General features: G+C 69.7%; 13 protein-coding genes. 6 read left to right on the forward strand and 7 right to left on the reverse strand.

The genetic code is table 11. The features are described 5' to 3' along the window. Positions 1-100: 100 nt before the first annotated feature. The gene (locus tag QTN24_RS16710) at positions 101-865 is read right to left on the reverse strand and encodes a hypothetical protein (RefSeq protein ID WP_313838390.1); all 765 of its coding nucleotides are present in this window, start codon (positions 863-865) and stop codon (positions 101-103) included. A 191-nt stretch (positions 866-1,056) separates the two neighbouring features. Here QTN24_RS16710 and QTN24_RS16715 point away from each other — a divergent pair, with 191 nt between their 5' ends. Both QTN24_RS16715 and QTN24_RS16720 read left to right on the forward strand, forming a co-directional pair. After that, entirely contained in the window at positions 1,057-2,748 is a 1,692-nt protein-coding gene (locus tag QTN24_RS16715; RefSeq protein ID WP_313838392.1) for a diguanylate cyclase, read from the forward strand. Positions 2,749-2,905: 157 nt separating this feature from the next. After that, positions 2,906-3,817: a sterol desaturase family protein gene (locus QTN24_RS16720; protein ID WP_313838394.1), complete on the forward strand. Its 912-nt coding sequence runs from the start codon at positions 2,906-2,908 to the stop codon at positions 3,815-3,817. 75 nt (positions 3,818-3,892) lie between these two features. Here the strand turns inward: QTN24_RS16720 and ybaL are convergent, their stop codons facing one another. Then, positions 3,893-5,626 (reverse strand): YbaL family putative K(+) efflux transporter, encoded by a 1,734-nt coding sequence (gene ybaL, locus QTN24_RS16725; RefSeq protein ID WP_313838396.1) that lies wholly within the window; start codon positions 5,624-5,626, stop codon positions 3,893-3,895. Positions 5,627-5,756: 130 nt separating this feature from the next. Next, positions 5,757-6,239 (reverse strand): VOC family protein, encoded by a 483-nt coding sequence (locus QTN24_RS16730; RefSeq protein WP_124686186.1) that lies wholly within the window; start codon positions 6,237-6,239, stop codon positions 5,757-5,759. Positions 6,240-6,523: 284 nt separating this feature from the next. On the opposite strand from QTN24_RS16730, the gene QTN24_RS16735 reads away from it, so the two are divergent. The 4 genes from QTN24_RS16735 (at position 6,524) to dmeF (ending at position 8,852) form a co-directional block, all read left to right on the forward strand. Beyond that, positions 6,524-7,231, forward strand: coding sequence for a hydrolase (locus QTN24_RS16735; protein ID WP_313838399.1), 708 nt, complete (start codon positions 6,524-6,526; stop codon positions 7,229-7,231). Between the two features lie 72 nt (positions 7,232-7,303). Continuing rightward, complete coding sequence (locus tag QTN24_RS16740) at positions 7,304-7,498, forward strand: hypothetical protein (RefSeq protein WP_313838401.1); 195 nt, start codon at positions 7,304-7,306, stop codon at positions 7,496-7,498. A gap of 75 nt (positions 7,499-7,573) precedes the next feature. Further along, entirely contained in the window at positions 7,574-7,849 is a 276-nt protein-coding gene (locus QTN24_RS16745) for a metal/formaldehyde-sensitive transcriptional repressor (protein WP_313838403.1), read from the forward strand. Positions 7,850-7,859: 10 nt separating this feature from the next. Beyond that, positions 7,860-8,852, forward strand: coding sequence for a CDF family Co(II)/Ni(II) efflux transporter DmeF (gene dmeF / locus QTN24_RS16750; RefSeq protein ID WP_313838405.1), 993 nt, complete (start codon positions 7,860-7,862; stop codon positions 8,850-8,852). Here the strand turns inward: dmeF and QTN24_RS16755 are convergent. The 4 genes from QTN24_RS16755 to czcI form a co-directional block, all read right to left on the reverse strand. After that, positions 8,840-12,025: a CusA/CzcA family heavy metal efflux RND transporter gene (locus tag QTN24_RS16755; protein ID WP_313838407.1), complete on the reverse strand. Its 3,186-nt coding sequence runs from the start codon at positions 12,023-12,025 to the stop codon at positions 8,840-8,842. The genes dmeF and QTN24_RS16755 overlap by 13 nt on opposite strands. Before the next feature lie 15 nt (positions 12,026-12,040). Beyond that, a complete protein-coding gene (locus QTN24_RS16760) occupies positions 12,041-13,297 on the reverse strand; it encodes an efflux RND transporter periplasmic adaptor subunit (protein ID WP_313838409.1) in 1,257 nt (418 codons plus the stop codon). 12 nt (positions 13,298-13,309) lie between these two features. Beyond that, positions 13,310-14,584, reverse strand: coding sequence for a TolC family protein (locus QTN24_RS16765; RefSeq protein WP_313838411.1), 1,275 nt, complete (start codon positions 14,582-14,584; stop codon positions 13,310-13,312). A 72-nt stretch (positions 14,585-14,656) separates the two neighbouring features. Next, positions 14,657-15,004: a cation efflux protein, CzcI family gene (gene czcI / locus QTN24_RS16770; RefSeq protein WP_313838413.1), complete on the reverse strand. Its 348-nt coding sequence runs from the start codon at positions 15,002-15,004 to the stop codon at positions 14,657-14,659. Positions 15,005-15,036: the final 32 nt, after the last annotated feature.

Raw genomic sequence — 15,036 nt, forward strand, 5'->3', positions numbered from 1 at the left:
CGGTCATCGCTCCTGTGCCGGGGGGCGCGACGACGCCATGCGGGCGCCGGCGCCGGCCAAAGGCGCCATTGTGCCAAACCCCCGCGCCAGCCGTGCGGGGCTAGCGGCCCAGCGAGCCCTGCAGGTTCAGCAGGTTCTGCGGCTTCACGCGGATCAGGCCGCCGCGCGGGCTGTCGATATCGGCAATCAGCGCCAGCGACACCGCCACCGTCAGCGGCAGGATCAGCAGCAGGCCCAGTTGCGGCCGTGCGTTGCGGGCCCCGTAGCCCTGCATCAGGCTGCTGAAGAACGCGATGCCGACCATCAGCCCCCACGCCGCCACGGGAATCCGGTTCAGCCAGGCCGCTTCCGTGTAGCCCTGCGAGTTGATCACGTCGTTCATGCCGGACACGGTCAGCGCCGTGATCGGCGTGGGCGTCTTCAGCCCGGCGTCGCGCACCACGGCCCACATCTCGTCCTGGGTCCGCGCGGTGGCGGCCGCGATCTGGCGCAGCGCGTCGTCGTCGCGCGTCTGGTAGTACTCGATGCGCTGGGCCAGGTAGCTGGCCAGCAGCGTCCGCGCCCGCTCGGCGGCCTGCGCGTCCAGGAACTGCGCGCGCAGGTACTCGGTGCCGATGGCGTTGGCCTCTTCCTCTTCCAGGTTCTTGCGCTGGTCGTAGCGGCCCACCGCCATCGACAGCGTGAAGCCGATCAGCAGCGCCAGCAGCGTCAGCGTGGCCCCCTGGATGATGTTGAAGTCGTCGCGGCTGTCGGCCGGAATGGGCCGGAAGCGGCGCAGCAGCAGCGACCCGATCGCCACGGCAATCGCCAGGACGACCAGCAGCACGACGAACAGGATGGCCGGATGCCGCAAGAGCTGACCCATGATGCTCCGATCGTTGGACGCGGGCCGGCCCCGTTGCCGGCCCGTTTGTCGACGCCCCTATTCTAGGGACGCGCCGGCGGTGCGCCGTAGTGAACCTTTGCGGAGCCGATCTGAAATCTTTCGAAGAACGGCCGACGGACCGGCGTGCCGGGCGACGATACGGTTCGCATCGGCTGACCACGGAGCGGCACATGGACGGTCCCGCTTTCTCCTCTCCCCTGGCGCGCCCCGACCCGTGGTGGTCGCGGGCCTGGCGAGCCATCGTCAACCGGCCGCACCGGTTCGTGCTGGTCTCGTTCTGCCTGGCGTTCCTGCTGCTGGCGCTGATGCTGTGGCGCGGGCTGGGGCTGGGGCAGGACCGCGAGATCGAATCGCTGCGGCAGATGCAGGCCGTGCGCGAGGAAAGCATCAGCGCCCTGCTGCACCTGGAGACCGAACGGGCGCTGAGCATCCGCAACTACGCCGAACACCTGTTCCAGATGCCGGACGCGGGCGCCGCGCTGTCCGTTGGCGCCACCGATGGCGCCGCGGCATGGCCGGTGCCGTCGCACGACGCCGCGTCGATCTTCGGCATGGCGCCGGCCGAACTGGCCGGGCTGCCCGGCTTTGCCCGGCGGCCTGCCGACCTGCCGGTCGACCTGCGCGTGGCCCAGTCGCTCAGTCACCTGCTGAGCGCCGCGCCGCCATCGGCCCGGCTGGAGCGACGGCTGCGCTACGTGGCCGCCAACGGCGTGCTGGTCAGCTATCCGCCCGTCACCGCCCAGAATGCCGTGGCGGCGTTCCGCCAGACCGCCACGGCGCCGTACGTGCAGGCCCTGCTGCCGCCGCAGCCGCCCGGGCGCGGCGTGCGCTACCGCATGGCGCCCGGCACGGGCACGCCCGGCGACGTCTCGCTGTTCCTGAGCGTGCCGGTCTACCAGGGCGATGCGTGGCGCGCCGCCATCGTGCTGGAAATCCCGCGCGGCGCGCTCGATGCGCACCTGAGCCAGGCGCCGTTTCCGGCCGTCAGCAGCTATCTGGTGGACCGCAGCGGCCGGCTGGTGGGCGCCAGCACGCGTCAGGTGGGCCACGGCGAGACGCTGCATGGCGCGCTGGCGGGCCGCTGGCCCGAGTCCACGGTGGAAACGATCTTCACGCAGGGCGCCGGCACGCTGGACGATGGCGACGGCCACCGGCTGCTGTTTCGCCGCGTGGGCACCGGCGCGCTGGCCATGGTCGACGAGGTGCCGACGCGACGCCTGATGGCGGCCAGCCTGGGCCGGCTCGGCGGCGTGATCGGCGTGGGCGCGGCGGCGCTGGCCGTGCTGCTGGGCGCCACGCTGGCCGTGGTCCGCACGCTGTTCCGCCACTATCTGGCGCGCGGCGAGGCGCTGCGCACGCTGGCCGAGACCGACGCGCTGACCGGGCTGGCCAATCGCCGCGCGTTCGCCGAGCGGTTTGCGCGGCTGCAGCGCGCGCCGGACAGCCATCCGATGGCGGTCATCATGCTCGACATCGACCACTTCAAGAAGATCAACGATCACTGGGGCCATGCCAGCGGCGACGTGGTGCTGCGCGCGGTGTCCGACGCGCTGCGCGCCAGCCTGCGCAAGGACGATCTGCCGGCCCGCCTGGGCGGCGAGGAATTCGCCGTGCTGCTGCCGCGCGCCACCGGCCAGCAGGCGGCGGGCGTGGCCGAGCAGCTGCGCGGCATCGTGGAGGCGCTGGCCTGCGAGCCGGCCGACGACGCGGCGGCGCGCGGCACCATCCGCTTCACGGCGTCGTTCGGCGTGGCCGAGGCCGCCGCGCCAGGCACCGCAACCCTGGACGCGCTGCTGATGCTGGCCGACGAGCGGCTCTACGCGGCCAAGTCGGGCGGACGCAACCGCGTGGTGGCCGGCTGAAACGTCCGCAAACCGTTGCCCCTGGCCGCTTTCCGGGCCGTGACATGCCCCGACATAATTGCCGGATGGCGCCCGGCCCGACCGCCCCCTACAGTTGGCTCACCGACGCCGCGACTGCCAAGCCAGGCGTCCCCCGCCAACCTCGAAAGGGACGATCATGCAACTTCATCTTCTCACCCTCTACGCCACCGGATTCATCGTGGCGGCTTCTCTGGTCGAGGCGTACTGCCTGGCCCGCAAGGCACGCCGGCAGGGCCGCAGCTATCCCTGGCACGAGATGGGGCTGTCATTGGTCGACATGATCGGCCGCAAGCTGATGGCGCTGCTGCCGTTGTCGCTGGCCACGCCGATCTTTGCCTACGCCTGGCAGCACCGGCTGTTCACCGTGGAGATCAACAGCGCGCTGGCCGTGCTCCTGCTCTTCATCGGCCAGGAGTTCTGCTACTACTGGTACCACCGCGCGTCGCACCGCATCCGCTTCTTCTGGGCCACGCACGCGGTGCACCACTCGCCCAACGAGCTGACGCTGGGCACGGCCTACCGGCTGGGGTGGACCGGCAAGCTCACGGGCACCGCCATCTTCTTCGCCCCGCTGGTGTTCCTGGGCGTGCGCCCGGAGGTGGTGCTGGCCACGCTCAGCCTGAACCTGCTGTACCAGTTCTGGCTGCACACCACGTGGATTCCCAGGCTGGGCTGGCTGGAATACGTGTTCAACACGCCGTCGGCCCACCGCGTGCACCATGCGTCGAACGTCGACTATCTCGATGCCAACTACGGCGGCGTGCTGATCGTCTTCGACCGGCTGTTCGGCACCTACGTGGCCGAGCGCGACGACGAACCGTGCCGCTTCGGGCTGGTCCACCCCACCACCACGCACAACCCGCTGGTCAACCAGTTCGAGCACTGGATCAGCCTGGGCAAGGACATGCTGCAGGCAAGGCGCCTGGCGGACGCCGCCGGCTACCTGGTGATGCCGCCGGGCTGGGCGCCGGACGGCCAGGGCACGACGACCGAGGCGCTGCGCCGGCAGCAGGCGGTGGCGCGGGAGGGGGTGGCCGTGGCGCCCTGAGCAACGGCGACGACAAGAAAAACGGGCAGCCTGGGCTGCCCGTTCGCGTATGGCCTGGCGCCTGGCGCCTGGCGCCTAGAGTGGCACCGGGTTGGCCGTCATGCCGTCGGCACTGGCGGGGACAAAGCGCCCGAGCACGTGCCCGGCCATGCCCTTGGCCAGTTCTTCCTCGCCGTAGAACACGGTGCCCAGCCCTTCCTTGCGCAGCAGCGCCGATTCATCCTCGCTGTGGGTGCGCAGCACGATCTCAACATCGGGATTGAGCGTGCGCGCGGTTTCCACCATCTGGCGCACATGCAGCGGTTCGGGCACCGCCACCACCAGCATCGCGGCATGGGCGATATGGGCCTGGATCAGCACGGCCGGCTCGGCGGCGTTGCCGGACACGGCGGCAAACCCGGCCTTGCGCAGGCCCTCCACCAGTTCGCGGTTCTCGTCGGCAACCACGAACGGAATGCCGCGCGCCTGCATGGCACTGGCGATCCGGCGCCCGACGCGCCCGTAGCCGACCAGCACCACCTGCCCCTGCAGGAAGCGCCGCTCGGTTTCCACCGGCAGCTCGGCATAGGGGTCGCCGCGCTGTTCCAGCCGGCGCGCGGTGGCCGACCGGGCCAGGATCCAGTTGCGCACCGGCTCCACGGCGGCAAACAGCAGCGGGTTCAGCGCGATCGAGATCAGCGCGCCGGCCAGGATCAGGCTCATGCCTTCCTCGGGCAGCAGGTTCAGCGTCACGCCCAGGCCCGCCAGGATGAACGAGAACTCGCCGATCTGGGCCAGGCTGGCCGACACCGTCAGCGCCGTGTTCAGCGGGTAGCGGAACGCCAGCACCAGCACGAACGCCGCCAGCGCCTTGCCCAGGATGATGACGGCCACCACGGCCAGCACGTGCAGCGGCTGCTCCATCAGGATGGCCGGCTTGAACAGCATGCCGACCGACACGAAGAACAGCACCGAGAAAGCGTCGCGCAGCGGCAGCGATTCCTCGGCGGCGCGGTGGCTGAACTCCGATTCGCGCATCACCATGCCGGCAAAGAAGGCGCCCAGCGCAAACGACACGCTGAACACCTGCGCCGCGCCAAAGGCGATGCCGATGGCCGCGGCCACCACGGCCAGCGTGAACAGCTCGCGCGAGCCGGTCTTGGCCACCTGCCACAGCAGCCACGGCAGCACCCGTCGCCCCGCCACCAGCATCAGCGCGATAAAGGCCACCACCTGCAGCAGCGTCTGGAAGATCGTGATGCCGATCGACTGCGAAGGCTGCGCCGCGTCGGCCGCGCCGCCGCCGAGCAGCCCGGCCAGCGGCGGCAGCAGCACGAGCACCAGCACCGTGGCCAGGTCTTCCACGACCAGCCAGCCCACGGCGATGCGGCCGTTCATCGTTTCCAGCACGCCCCGGCTTTCCAGCGCCTTGAGCAGCACGACCGTGCTGGCGCACGACAGCGACAGCCCGAAGATCAGCCCGGTGCCCCAGTGCCAGCCCCAGATCCAGCCCAGGGCCATGCCGAGCAGCGTGGCGATGCCCATCTGGACCACGGCGCCGGGAATGGCAATGCGCTTGACGGCCAGCAGGTCGCGCAGCGAGAAATGCAGCCCGACGCCGAACATCAGCAGCATCACGCCGATCTCGGATAACTGCGCCGCCAGGTGGACGTCGGCCACGAAGCCCGGCGTGCCGGGCCCGATGATGATGCCGGACACGAGGTAGCCAACCAGCGCCGGGATCTTCATGCGCTCCGCCAGGAAGCCGAGGACGAGCGCGATGCCGAAGCCGGCGGCGAGCGTGGTGATGAGGGTCAGGTTGTGATCCATGCGGGCGGGCGCGGGGGCGCGGGACGGCTGAAGGGGTGCAAGGATTGTAACCGTCGCACCGGCACTCTCCGCCAGCCCGCCGCCCGCTTATCGGCCGCTTATCGGCCGCTGATCGGCCGCTGTTCGCCCGCTATTTGCCGGCCACCGCCGCCTCGATCTTTGCGATATCGATCTTGCGCATCGTCATCATGGCGTCGAAGGCCCGCTTGGCCGCCGCGCGGTCGGGGCTCGTGTAAGCCTGGGTCAGCACGCGCGGCGTGATCTGCCAGGACAGGCCCCAGCGGTCCTTGCACCAGCCGCACTCGCTCTCCTGGCCGCCGTTCTGGACGATGGCGTTCCACAGCCGGTCGGTCTCGGCCTGGTCGTCGGTGGCGATCTGGAACGAGAACGCCTCGCTGTGCTTGAAGGCCGGCCCGCCGTTCAGGCCGATGCAGGGAATGCCGGCCACGGTGAACTCGACGGTCAGGACGTCGCCTTCCTTGCCGTCGGGATAGTTGCCGGGCGCGCGGTGCACCGCGCCCACCTTGCTGTCGGGGAACGTGCTGGCATAGAAGTTTGCGGCGTCCAGCGCGTCGCGGTCGAACCACAGGCAGATCGTGTTCTTGCTGATCATTCGGGTCTCCTTGGAATGGGGGCGGAAGCCGGCCGGCGGCCGCAACCGTTCCTCATGGTAGTCAACGCGCCGGGGCGGGCGGATGACACGCCGTCGCCTCGATTCAATTATTTTGAATAACTATGACAGCGATAGCCTGTTTCCTCGGAGCCGGCGGTCGCTATAGTTCAGCACATGGACGGCGCGACAACGCAGCGAAGCGAAACGAAGTGCGACGAAGCGAAGCCAGCACCGCCCAATAACCACTCAAATTCATTGAATCACCTTTTATACCGGAGCCCATCATGTCGAACGCCAACAACGCCAAGCTGCAAGTCCTGACCCCGCGCAACAGCCAACTGATCATCATCGACCACCAGCCCCAGATGGCCTTCGGCGTCCAGTCGATGGACCGCCAGACGATGAAGAACAACGTCGTCGGCGTGGCCAAGGCGGCCAAGATCTTCGACGTGCCGACCACCATCACCACGGTCGAGAGCGATTCGTTCTCGGGCTACACCTACCCCGAACTGCTCGACGTCTTCCCGGGCAAGGAAACGCTGGAACGCACGTCGATGAACTCCTGGGACGACCAGAAGGTGCGCGACGCGCTGGCCGCCAACGGCCGCAAGAAGATCGTGGTGGCCGGGCTCTGGACGGAAGTCTGCAACACCACCTTCGCGCTGTCGGCCATGCTGGAAGGCGACTACGAGATCTACATGGTGGCCGACGCCTCGGGCGGCACCACCAAGGAAGCGCACGACTACGCCATGCAGCGCATGATCCAGGCCGGCGTGGTGCCGGTCACCTGGCAGCAGGTGCTGCTGGAATGGCAGCGCGACTGGAAGAACAAGGAAACGTACGACGCGGTGACCGGCTTGGCCAAGGAACACTCGGGCGCCTACGGCATGGGCATCGACTACGCCTACACGATGGTCCACAAGGCCGCGCAGCGCACGCAGACCCAGCACGCATCGATCGCGCCGGTGCATGCGCCGGTGACGGAGTACTGATCCAGCCCGATCCAGCCTGATCCACGTCAACGGCCGGGGGGATGCGCCCCCGGCCAAGCGCCCTCAATCATCATGAAAACGAGCCAGAAAGCCACCCGGATCTGGGAAATGGCCACCTTTGCGTTCCTGACCGGCTTTGCCGCGCACGGCCAGACGTCGTCGTCGCTGGGCGTGTTCGCCGGCACCCTTTCGGTCTGCGCGCTGGTCGCCCGGGCATCGCGGCGCCCCCGCAGCCTGCCGGCCAATGGCGGGGTTGCGCTGGCCTGACCCGTGGGACAGCGGGTTGTGCGGGGTGTGGGGATTTAAGTACTATACCCCCCTACCCTATTTACGCCTCCGGCCATGAGTCATACCATCCAGGACAAGCAGAAGTTGCTGAACCGCGTCCGGCGCATCCGCGGACAGATCGACGCCATCGAGCGGGCACTAGAGGAAGAGAAAGGCTGCCTCGACGTGCTGCAGCAGATCACCAGTTGCCGCGGCGCCATGAACGGCCTGCTGGCAGTGGTACTGGAAGAGCACATCCGGTGTCACCTCGTCGATGCCGAACCGGCGCGCGAGGGCCAAGGCGACGCCCGCGACGTGCTGGTGGAAGTGGTCCGCAGCTATTTCAAATAGGGGCGGCACCATGCGCACACACGATCTTTCCCCCTGGACCCATTCCCACGTCTTCGACGGCGGCAACCGCGCGGCCGAGCGCCGCACGCGGCTGGTGATGCTCATCACGGCCGCAACGATGTTCGTCGAGATTGCCGCCGGCCTCTGGTTCAACTCGATGGCGCTGCTGGCCGATGGCTGGCACATGAGCTCCCACGCGCTGGCCATCGGCCTGAGCGCGTTTGCCTACGCCGCCGCGCGCCGCTACGCCAACGACGCGCGGTTCTCGTTCGGCACCTGGAAGATCGAGGTGCTGGCCGGCTTTGCCAGCGCCGTCTTCCTGCTCTGCATCGCCGGGCTGATGGTGTTCGGATCGGTCGAGCGGATGATCAGCCCGCAGGCCATCCACTACAAGGAGGCGATTGCCGTCACGGTGGTCGGGCTGGTCGTCAACCTGGCCAGCGCGCTGATCCTGGGCGGCGCCCACGACCATGGGCATCATCACGGCCACCACGGCCACTCTCATGACCACCACCACGACCACCACGACTTGAACCTGCGGTCCGCGTACGTCCATGTGCTGGCCGATGCGGCCACGTCGGTGCTGGCCATCGTGGCGCTGGCGGGCGGCTGGCTGCTGGGCTGGGGCTGGCTGGACCCCGTGATGGGCATCGTCGGCGCCGTGCTGGTCGGCACGTGGGCGCTGGGCCTGCTGCGGCAGACCGGCGTGGTGCTGCTGGACCGCGAGATGGACCACCACGTCGTGGCCGAAATCCGCGAGGTGCTGGCGCCGTTCGAGGCCGCGCCCGGCAACACGCGGATCGCCGACCTGCACGTCTGGCGCGTGGGCAAGGAAAAGTTCTCGTGCGCGCTCAGCCTGGTCACCGACGACGCCATGCTGTCGGCGGCGACGATCCGGCAGGCGCTTTCCATCCACGAGGAAATCGTCCACCTGACCGTCGAGATCCAGCGCTACAGCGATCTGCCGGCAGCCGGCCACCACCCGGCGCCTCACGCGGGCTGAGGTCCTGCTCCCTGCGCCGGTGCGGCCTCGGCGGCCTTGGCCGACGCATCGGCGTCGCGCCGGTGGGCCAGCCGGTACAGCACCGGCAGCACCAGCAGCGTCAGCGCCGTGGACGACAGGATGCCGCCGATCACCACGGTCGCCAGCGGCCGTTGCACCTCGGCGCCGGTGCCGGTGGCGATGGCCATCGGCACGAAGCCCAGCGACGCCACCAGCGCCGTCATCAGCACCGGCCGCAGCCGCGTCAGCGCGCCCAGCCGCACGGCGTGGTCAAGCGGATGGCCCGCTTCGCGCAGCGCGCGGATGAACGACAGCATCACCAGCCCGTTCAGCACCGCCACGCCGCATAGCGCGATAAACCCCACCGCCGCCGTGATCGACAGCGGGATGCCGCGCAGCCACAGCGCCAGGATGCCGCCGGTCAGCGCGAACGGGATGCCGGTGAACACCAGCAGCCCGTCGCGCACGTTGCCGAACATCGCGAACAGCAGCGCGAACACCAGCAGCAGCGCCACCGGCACCACCACCTGCAGCCGCGCCCGGGCCGACTCCAGTTGCTCGAACGTGCCGCCCCAGGTCGTCCAGTACCCCGGCGGAATCCGCACCTGCCGCTGGATGGCCGCCTCGGCCTCCGGCACGAACGATCCGATGTCGCGCCCGCGCACGTTGGCGCTGACCACGATGCGGCGCTTGCCGTTCTCGCGCGAAATCTGGTTCGGGCCCGGCGCCACGTCCAGCGTCGCCACCTCGCTGAGCGGAATGAACGTGGTGCGGCCCTCCACGGCGCGGGGCAGCGGAATCGGCAGCCGGCGCAGCGCCTCCACGTCGGCGCGCACGGTCTCGGGCAGCCGCACGACGATGTCGAAGCGGCGGTCGCCCTGGAAGAACGTGCCCGCCTCGCGGCCGCCGATGCCGGTGGCCACGGCCTCCTGGACGTCGCTCATGTTCAGCCCGTAGCGCGCGGCCTTGTCCCGGTCGATGTTGACGGTCATCATCGGCAGGCCCGTGGTCTGCTCCACCTTGACCTCCTGCGCGCCCTGGATGCCCTGCAGCACGGCCGCCACGCGCCGCGCCGTGTCGTCGAGCACCGCGTTGTCGTCGCCGAAGATCTTCACCGCGACGTCCGCGCGCACGCCGGAAATCAGCTCGTTGAAGCGGAGCTGGATGGGCTGCGAGAACTCGTAGTTGTTGCCCGGGATCGTGGCTACCTCGGCCTGGATGGCTGCCAGCAGTGCCGCGTGGGTCTTGCGCGGCGCGGGCCAGTCGCGCTCGGGCTTGAGCATGATGTAGCCGTCGGACACGTTGGGCGGCATCGGGTCCGACGCAATCTCGGCCGTCCCGGTCCGCGCGAACACGCGCTCGATCTCCGGGAATTTGGCCTTCAGCGTGGTCTCGATCTGCTGCTGCATCGCCACGGACTGCGACAGGCTCGTGCCCGGAATCCGCAGCGCCTGGATGGCCATGTCGCCCTCGTTCAGGTTCGGGATGAACTCGCTGCCCAGCCGCGTGGCCATTGCCACGCAGAGCACCACGGCCACGCCCGCGAACGTCAGCACCACCGGCGTGTTGGCCAGCGACCGGTCCAGCAGCGGCGCATAGCGGCGGCTGGCCCACTGCATGAGCCGGTTTTCCTTCTCCGCCACGCGCCCGCCGATGCCCAGCGCCACCGCCGCCGGCACGAACGTCACCGACAGGATCATGGCGCCCAGCAGCGCCAGCACCACCGTGAACGCCATCGGGTGGAACATGCGGCCTTCCACGCCGGTCAGCGCAAAGATCGGCAGGTACACGATCATGATGATGAGCTGGCCGAAGATCAGCGGCCGGCGGGCCTCGCGCGCCGCCGCGAACACCTCGTCGAAGCGTTCGGCGCGCGTCAGCGGCCGGCCGTGGCTGGCCTGCGCATGGGCCAGCCGCCGCACGCAGTTCTCCACGATCACGACCGCGCCGTCCACGATGATGCCGAAGTCCAGCGCGCCCAGGCTCATCAGGTTGGCGCTGACGCGGTAGCTGACCATGCCCGTGAACGTGAACAGCATGGCCAGCGGAATCACCATCGCCGTGATGACCGCCGCGCGAAGATTGCCCAGGAACAGGAACAGGATGGCGATGACCAGCACGGCCCCTTCCAGCAGGTTCTTCTTGACCGTGGCGATGGCCTTGTCCACCAGCCGCGTGCGGTCGTACACGGTGACGATCTTCACGCCGTCGGGCAGCGTGCGGTTGATGGCCGCCACCCGGGTGTCCACGGCGCGCGCCACCGCGCGGCTGTTCTCGCCGATCAGCATGAACACCGTGCCCAGCACCACCTCCTTGCCGTTCTCGGTGGCCGCGCCGGTGCGCAGTTCCCGGCCCACCGACACGTCGCCGATGTCGCGCACGCGGATTGGCTGGCCCTGGGCCGTGCCGACGATGATGTTGCGCAGGTCGGCCTCGGACCGCACCTGCCCCGGCGCACGCACCAGGTACTGCTCGCCGCGCCGCTCGATGTAGCCGGCGCCCACGTTGTCGTTGTTGCGGTTCAGCGCGTGGACCACGTCGGTCAGCGTCAGCCCGTAGGCGGCCAGCCGCTCCAGGCTGGGCGCCACCAGGTACTGCTTGTCGAAGCCGCCAATCGTGTTGACTTCGGTCACGCCGGGCACGTTGCGCAACTGCGGCCGGACGATCCAGTCCTGGATCTCGCGCAGGTCCGTGGGCGTGTAGGCGGTGCCGTCCGGCTTGCGCGCGCCGTCGACGGCCTCCACGGTCCACAGGTAGATCTCGCCCAGGCCGGTGGAGATCGGTCCCATCGCCGGCACCACGCCGGCCGGCAGCTTGTCCTTGGCCTCCTGGATGCGCTGGTTGACCAGCTGGCGCGCAAAGTAGATGTCGGTGCCGTCGTCGAAGATCACCGTCACCTGCGACAGGCCGTAGCGCGACAGCGAGCGCGTCTGCGCCAGCCCCGGCAGCCCGGCCATCACCACTTCCAGCGGATAGGTGACGCGCTGCTCGGTCTCCAGCGGCGAATAGCCCGGCGCGGCCGTGTTGATCTGCACCTGGACGTTGGTGATGTCCGGCACCGCGTCGATCGGCAGCCGGCTGTAGTTGTATGCGCCCAGCGCGGCCATGGCCAGCACCGCGCACAGCACCAGCCACCGCTGGGCGATGGCGAATCGGATCAGACGTTCGAACATGGCGGTCTCTCCGGGTCAGTGGCTGTGCTCGGCGCCGGCCTTGCCCAACTCGGCCTTGAGCACGAAGCTGTTGGCCGCCGCGTAGCGCGTGCCCGGCGCCAGGCCGTCGACAATTTCCACCACGCGGCCGTCGGCGCGGCCGGTCTTGACGGGCCGGACCACGAAGCCGTCGGCCACCGCCACGAACACGGCGGGCCGGCCATCGATCTGCTGCACGGCGTCGGCCTGCACCGCCACCGGCACCTGCACCTCGGCCCCGTAGACGTCGACGGTCACGAACAGCCCGGGCCGCCACGCCATCTGCGGATTGGTCAGCGTCACGCGCGCCTTGGCCGTGCGCGTCTGCTCGCCCAGCAGTGAGCCGACGTACGACACCGTGCCCTCGGCGCGCACGTCGGACGACGTCGACGTGATCGTGGCCTTCTCGCCGACGCGCACCTTTTCCAGGTCCTTGGCCGATACCACGAACTCGGCCCAGACCGACGACAGGTCCGACAGCGTGAACACGTTGGCGTTGTCGGCCACCGCCTCGCCCAGCGCGATGTGCTTCTCGACGATCAGCCCGTCGAACGGCGCGCGCAGCTCGTAGCGGTTCAGGGCCGTGGCGGCATCGCTGGCGCCGATGGCGGTGAGCTTCTGGCGCGCGTTGCGGACGCTGATCTGGGCCTCCTGCAGCGCGTTGCGCGCGGCCAGGTAGTCCTGCTCGGCGGAGATCTTCTGCTCGAACAGCCGCTTCTCGCGGTCGAACGTGACGCGGGCCAGGTCCAGCCGCTGCTGCGCGGCCAGCAGCTCGCTGCGCTGGTCGGACAGCGTGGAACTGGCCAGCACCGCCAGCACCTGTCCCTTGCGCACCTGCTGGCCGATGTTGGCCGGCACGCTCTCCACCACGCCGGTCAGCCGCGGCACCACGTGCGCGGTGCGGTCCTCGTTGAAGCGAATCTCGCCCGGAAAGGCCACGCCGGTACGCAGGCGCGCCGGCGCCGCGGCCTGCACGGTCACGGCCGCGGCGGCGAGCTGGGCGGGCGTCAGCACCACCTTGTCCGGCGTGGCACTGGCGGTGGCGGCTGCCGGGGCGCCCGGGGCGGACGCCGGGGCCGCATGCGCCGCCTGTTCATTCGCGTGCGGCTCGCTGGCCGTGTGGGCCTCGGCATCGGCGTGTCCGGCATGGTCGTGGGGGGCCGAACGGCCCGTCATCAGCACCGCGCCCGTCGCGATGCCTCCCACCAGTACGATCGCCGCGATGGCGGCCTGTTGTTTTGGAGTCATGGCCATGATGTGCGGCTCCTAGCGTCCGAGGATGCGGTCGATCGTCGTCGCCGCCTGATAGGTCTGCCCCAGCACGCCGAGGTAGCGGATACGTGCCTGGAACAGCGTGCGCTGTGCGTCCAGCACGTCGAGATAGTTGAACTTGCCGGCCTCGAAGCCGATGGTCGCGGCGTTGTACGCCTGTTCGGCGCCGGGCAGCACCGTGGCCTTCAGCGTCTGGGCCGACGCGCGCGAAACCGATAGCTGGTTCGACGCCTGCAGCAGGCTGCGGGTCAGGTTGATCCGGTTCGCCAGATGTTCGTCCTGCGCCTTGTCGGCCTGCCGGATCGCCGCGTAGAGGTTGCCCTGGTTGCGGTCGAACAGCGGCAGCGGAATGGCCACGCCAAGCACGGCCATGTTGCGGTTGGCCTCGTTGTCGCGCTTGGCGCCCAGGCTGACGGTCACGTCGGGATACTGGCGGCTGCGCTCGACGCCGATCACGGCCTGCCGGCGGTCCAGTTCGGCGCGGCTGGCGGCCACCAGCGGCGAGCCTTCCAGTTCCTGCTGCAGGATGGCCGGCGCGGGCCGGGACGGCAGCGCGTCGAGGTTGCCCTGCGCCTCGGCAAAGCGCGGCGCCGTGTTGCCCCAGAGCGCCGTCAGCGCCTGCCGTGCCGATTCCAGGCCCGCGGTGGCCTCGGCCAGTTCCAGCTCGGCGTTGGCCTGCTCCACGCGCGCCTTGGTTTCGTCGACCGGCGAGATCTTGCCAGCCGCCACGCGCCGGGCAGCGGCCTGGGCGCCGCGCGCGGCGATATCGGCCGATCCGGCGGCCAGCTTGACGCGCTCCTGCGCGATCAGTACGGCAAAGAAGCTTTCGATCACCTGCGCGCGGATGTCGCCACGCACGCTGGCCAGCGTCGCCTGCGCCAGTTCGCGCGTGCGCTCGGCGGCGTCGATCCGTGCGGAGCGCTTGCCGCCCAATTCGATCGGCAGGTTGACCTGCCCCGTCGTGCTGCGCGTGGCGCGCCGCGTGTCTTCCATGACGGCGGCAATCTCGGGGTTGGGAATGGTCCGCGCCTGCATGATGCCGCCCTCGGCGGCGTCCACGTCGCGCGCGGCGGCGGATACGCTGAAGTTGCTGGCCGCCGCCAGCGCCAGCGCGGCGTCGAGCGTCAGCGGGCCGGCCGTCTCAGGCGGCAGCGCCGGCCACGCGGGCGCGACGGCCGGAGGCGGCGTGGCGGGGCCTGGCTGCGCCAGGGCAACGGTTGGGCTGAGGCATGCTGCCGCCAGCCCGAGCGGCATGAATAGTCTTCGCATCGAATTGCACCAGGGTTCTTGACCGGGAGAATTCGGCGAGACGCGAAGGAGAGAAAGTCGTCGTCCCGCCGGTCAGGCGAGACGCAGCCACTGGGGCCGGTCGGGGGCGCGGGCGTTCATCGACGTGAAGGCCGCCGGGTGGGTCGCGTGCAGCGGCTGGGCGCGCCGGATGCCGTCCAGCCTGGCCGGCTGGGCATCGACGAACGGCAGGGAGATGGCGTGGCAAACGCCGCAGTCGGTATCGGCAACCGCCTTTTTGTCCACATCGGGCGCGGCGTCCTGATGGCGATGCTCGTGGTGACCCAGGTGACGCGCGGCGGCGGCTGAGGCGGTCTCGTGCTGGCAATAGCGTGCCGCCGCCGCCCACGAAAACTGGAACGGCAGAATCAGCAGCAGAAGTATCAGCAGGTAGCGTCGCATGCCAGCGGCGGGAAGATCGCTTTGAGACGGGG

Origin of the sequence: Cupriavidus sp. SZY C1, assembly GCF_032190535.1 — a bacterium.
GTDB lineage: Bacteria > Pseudomonadota > Gammaproteobacteria > Burkholderiales > Burkholderiaceae > Cupriavidus > Cupriavidus pauculus_C.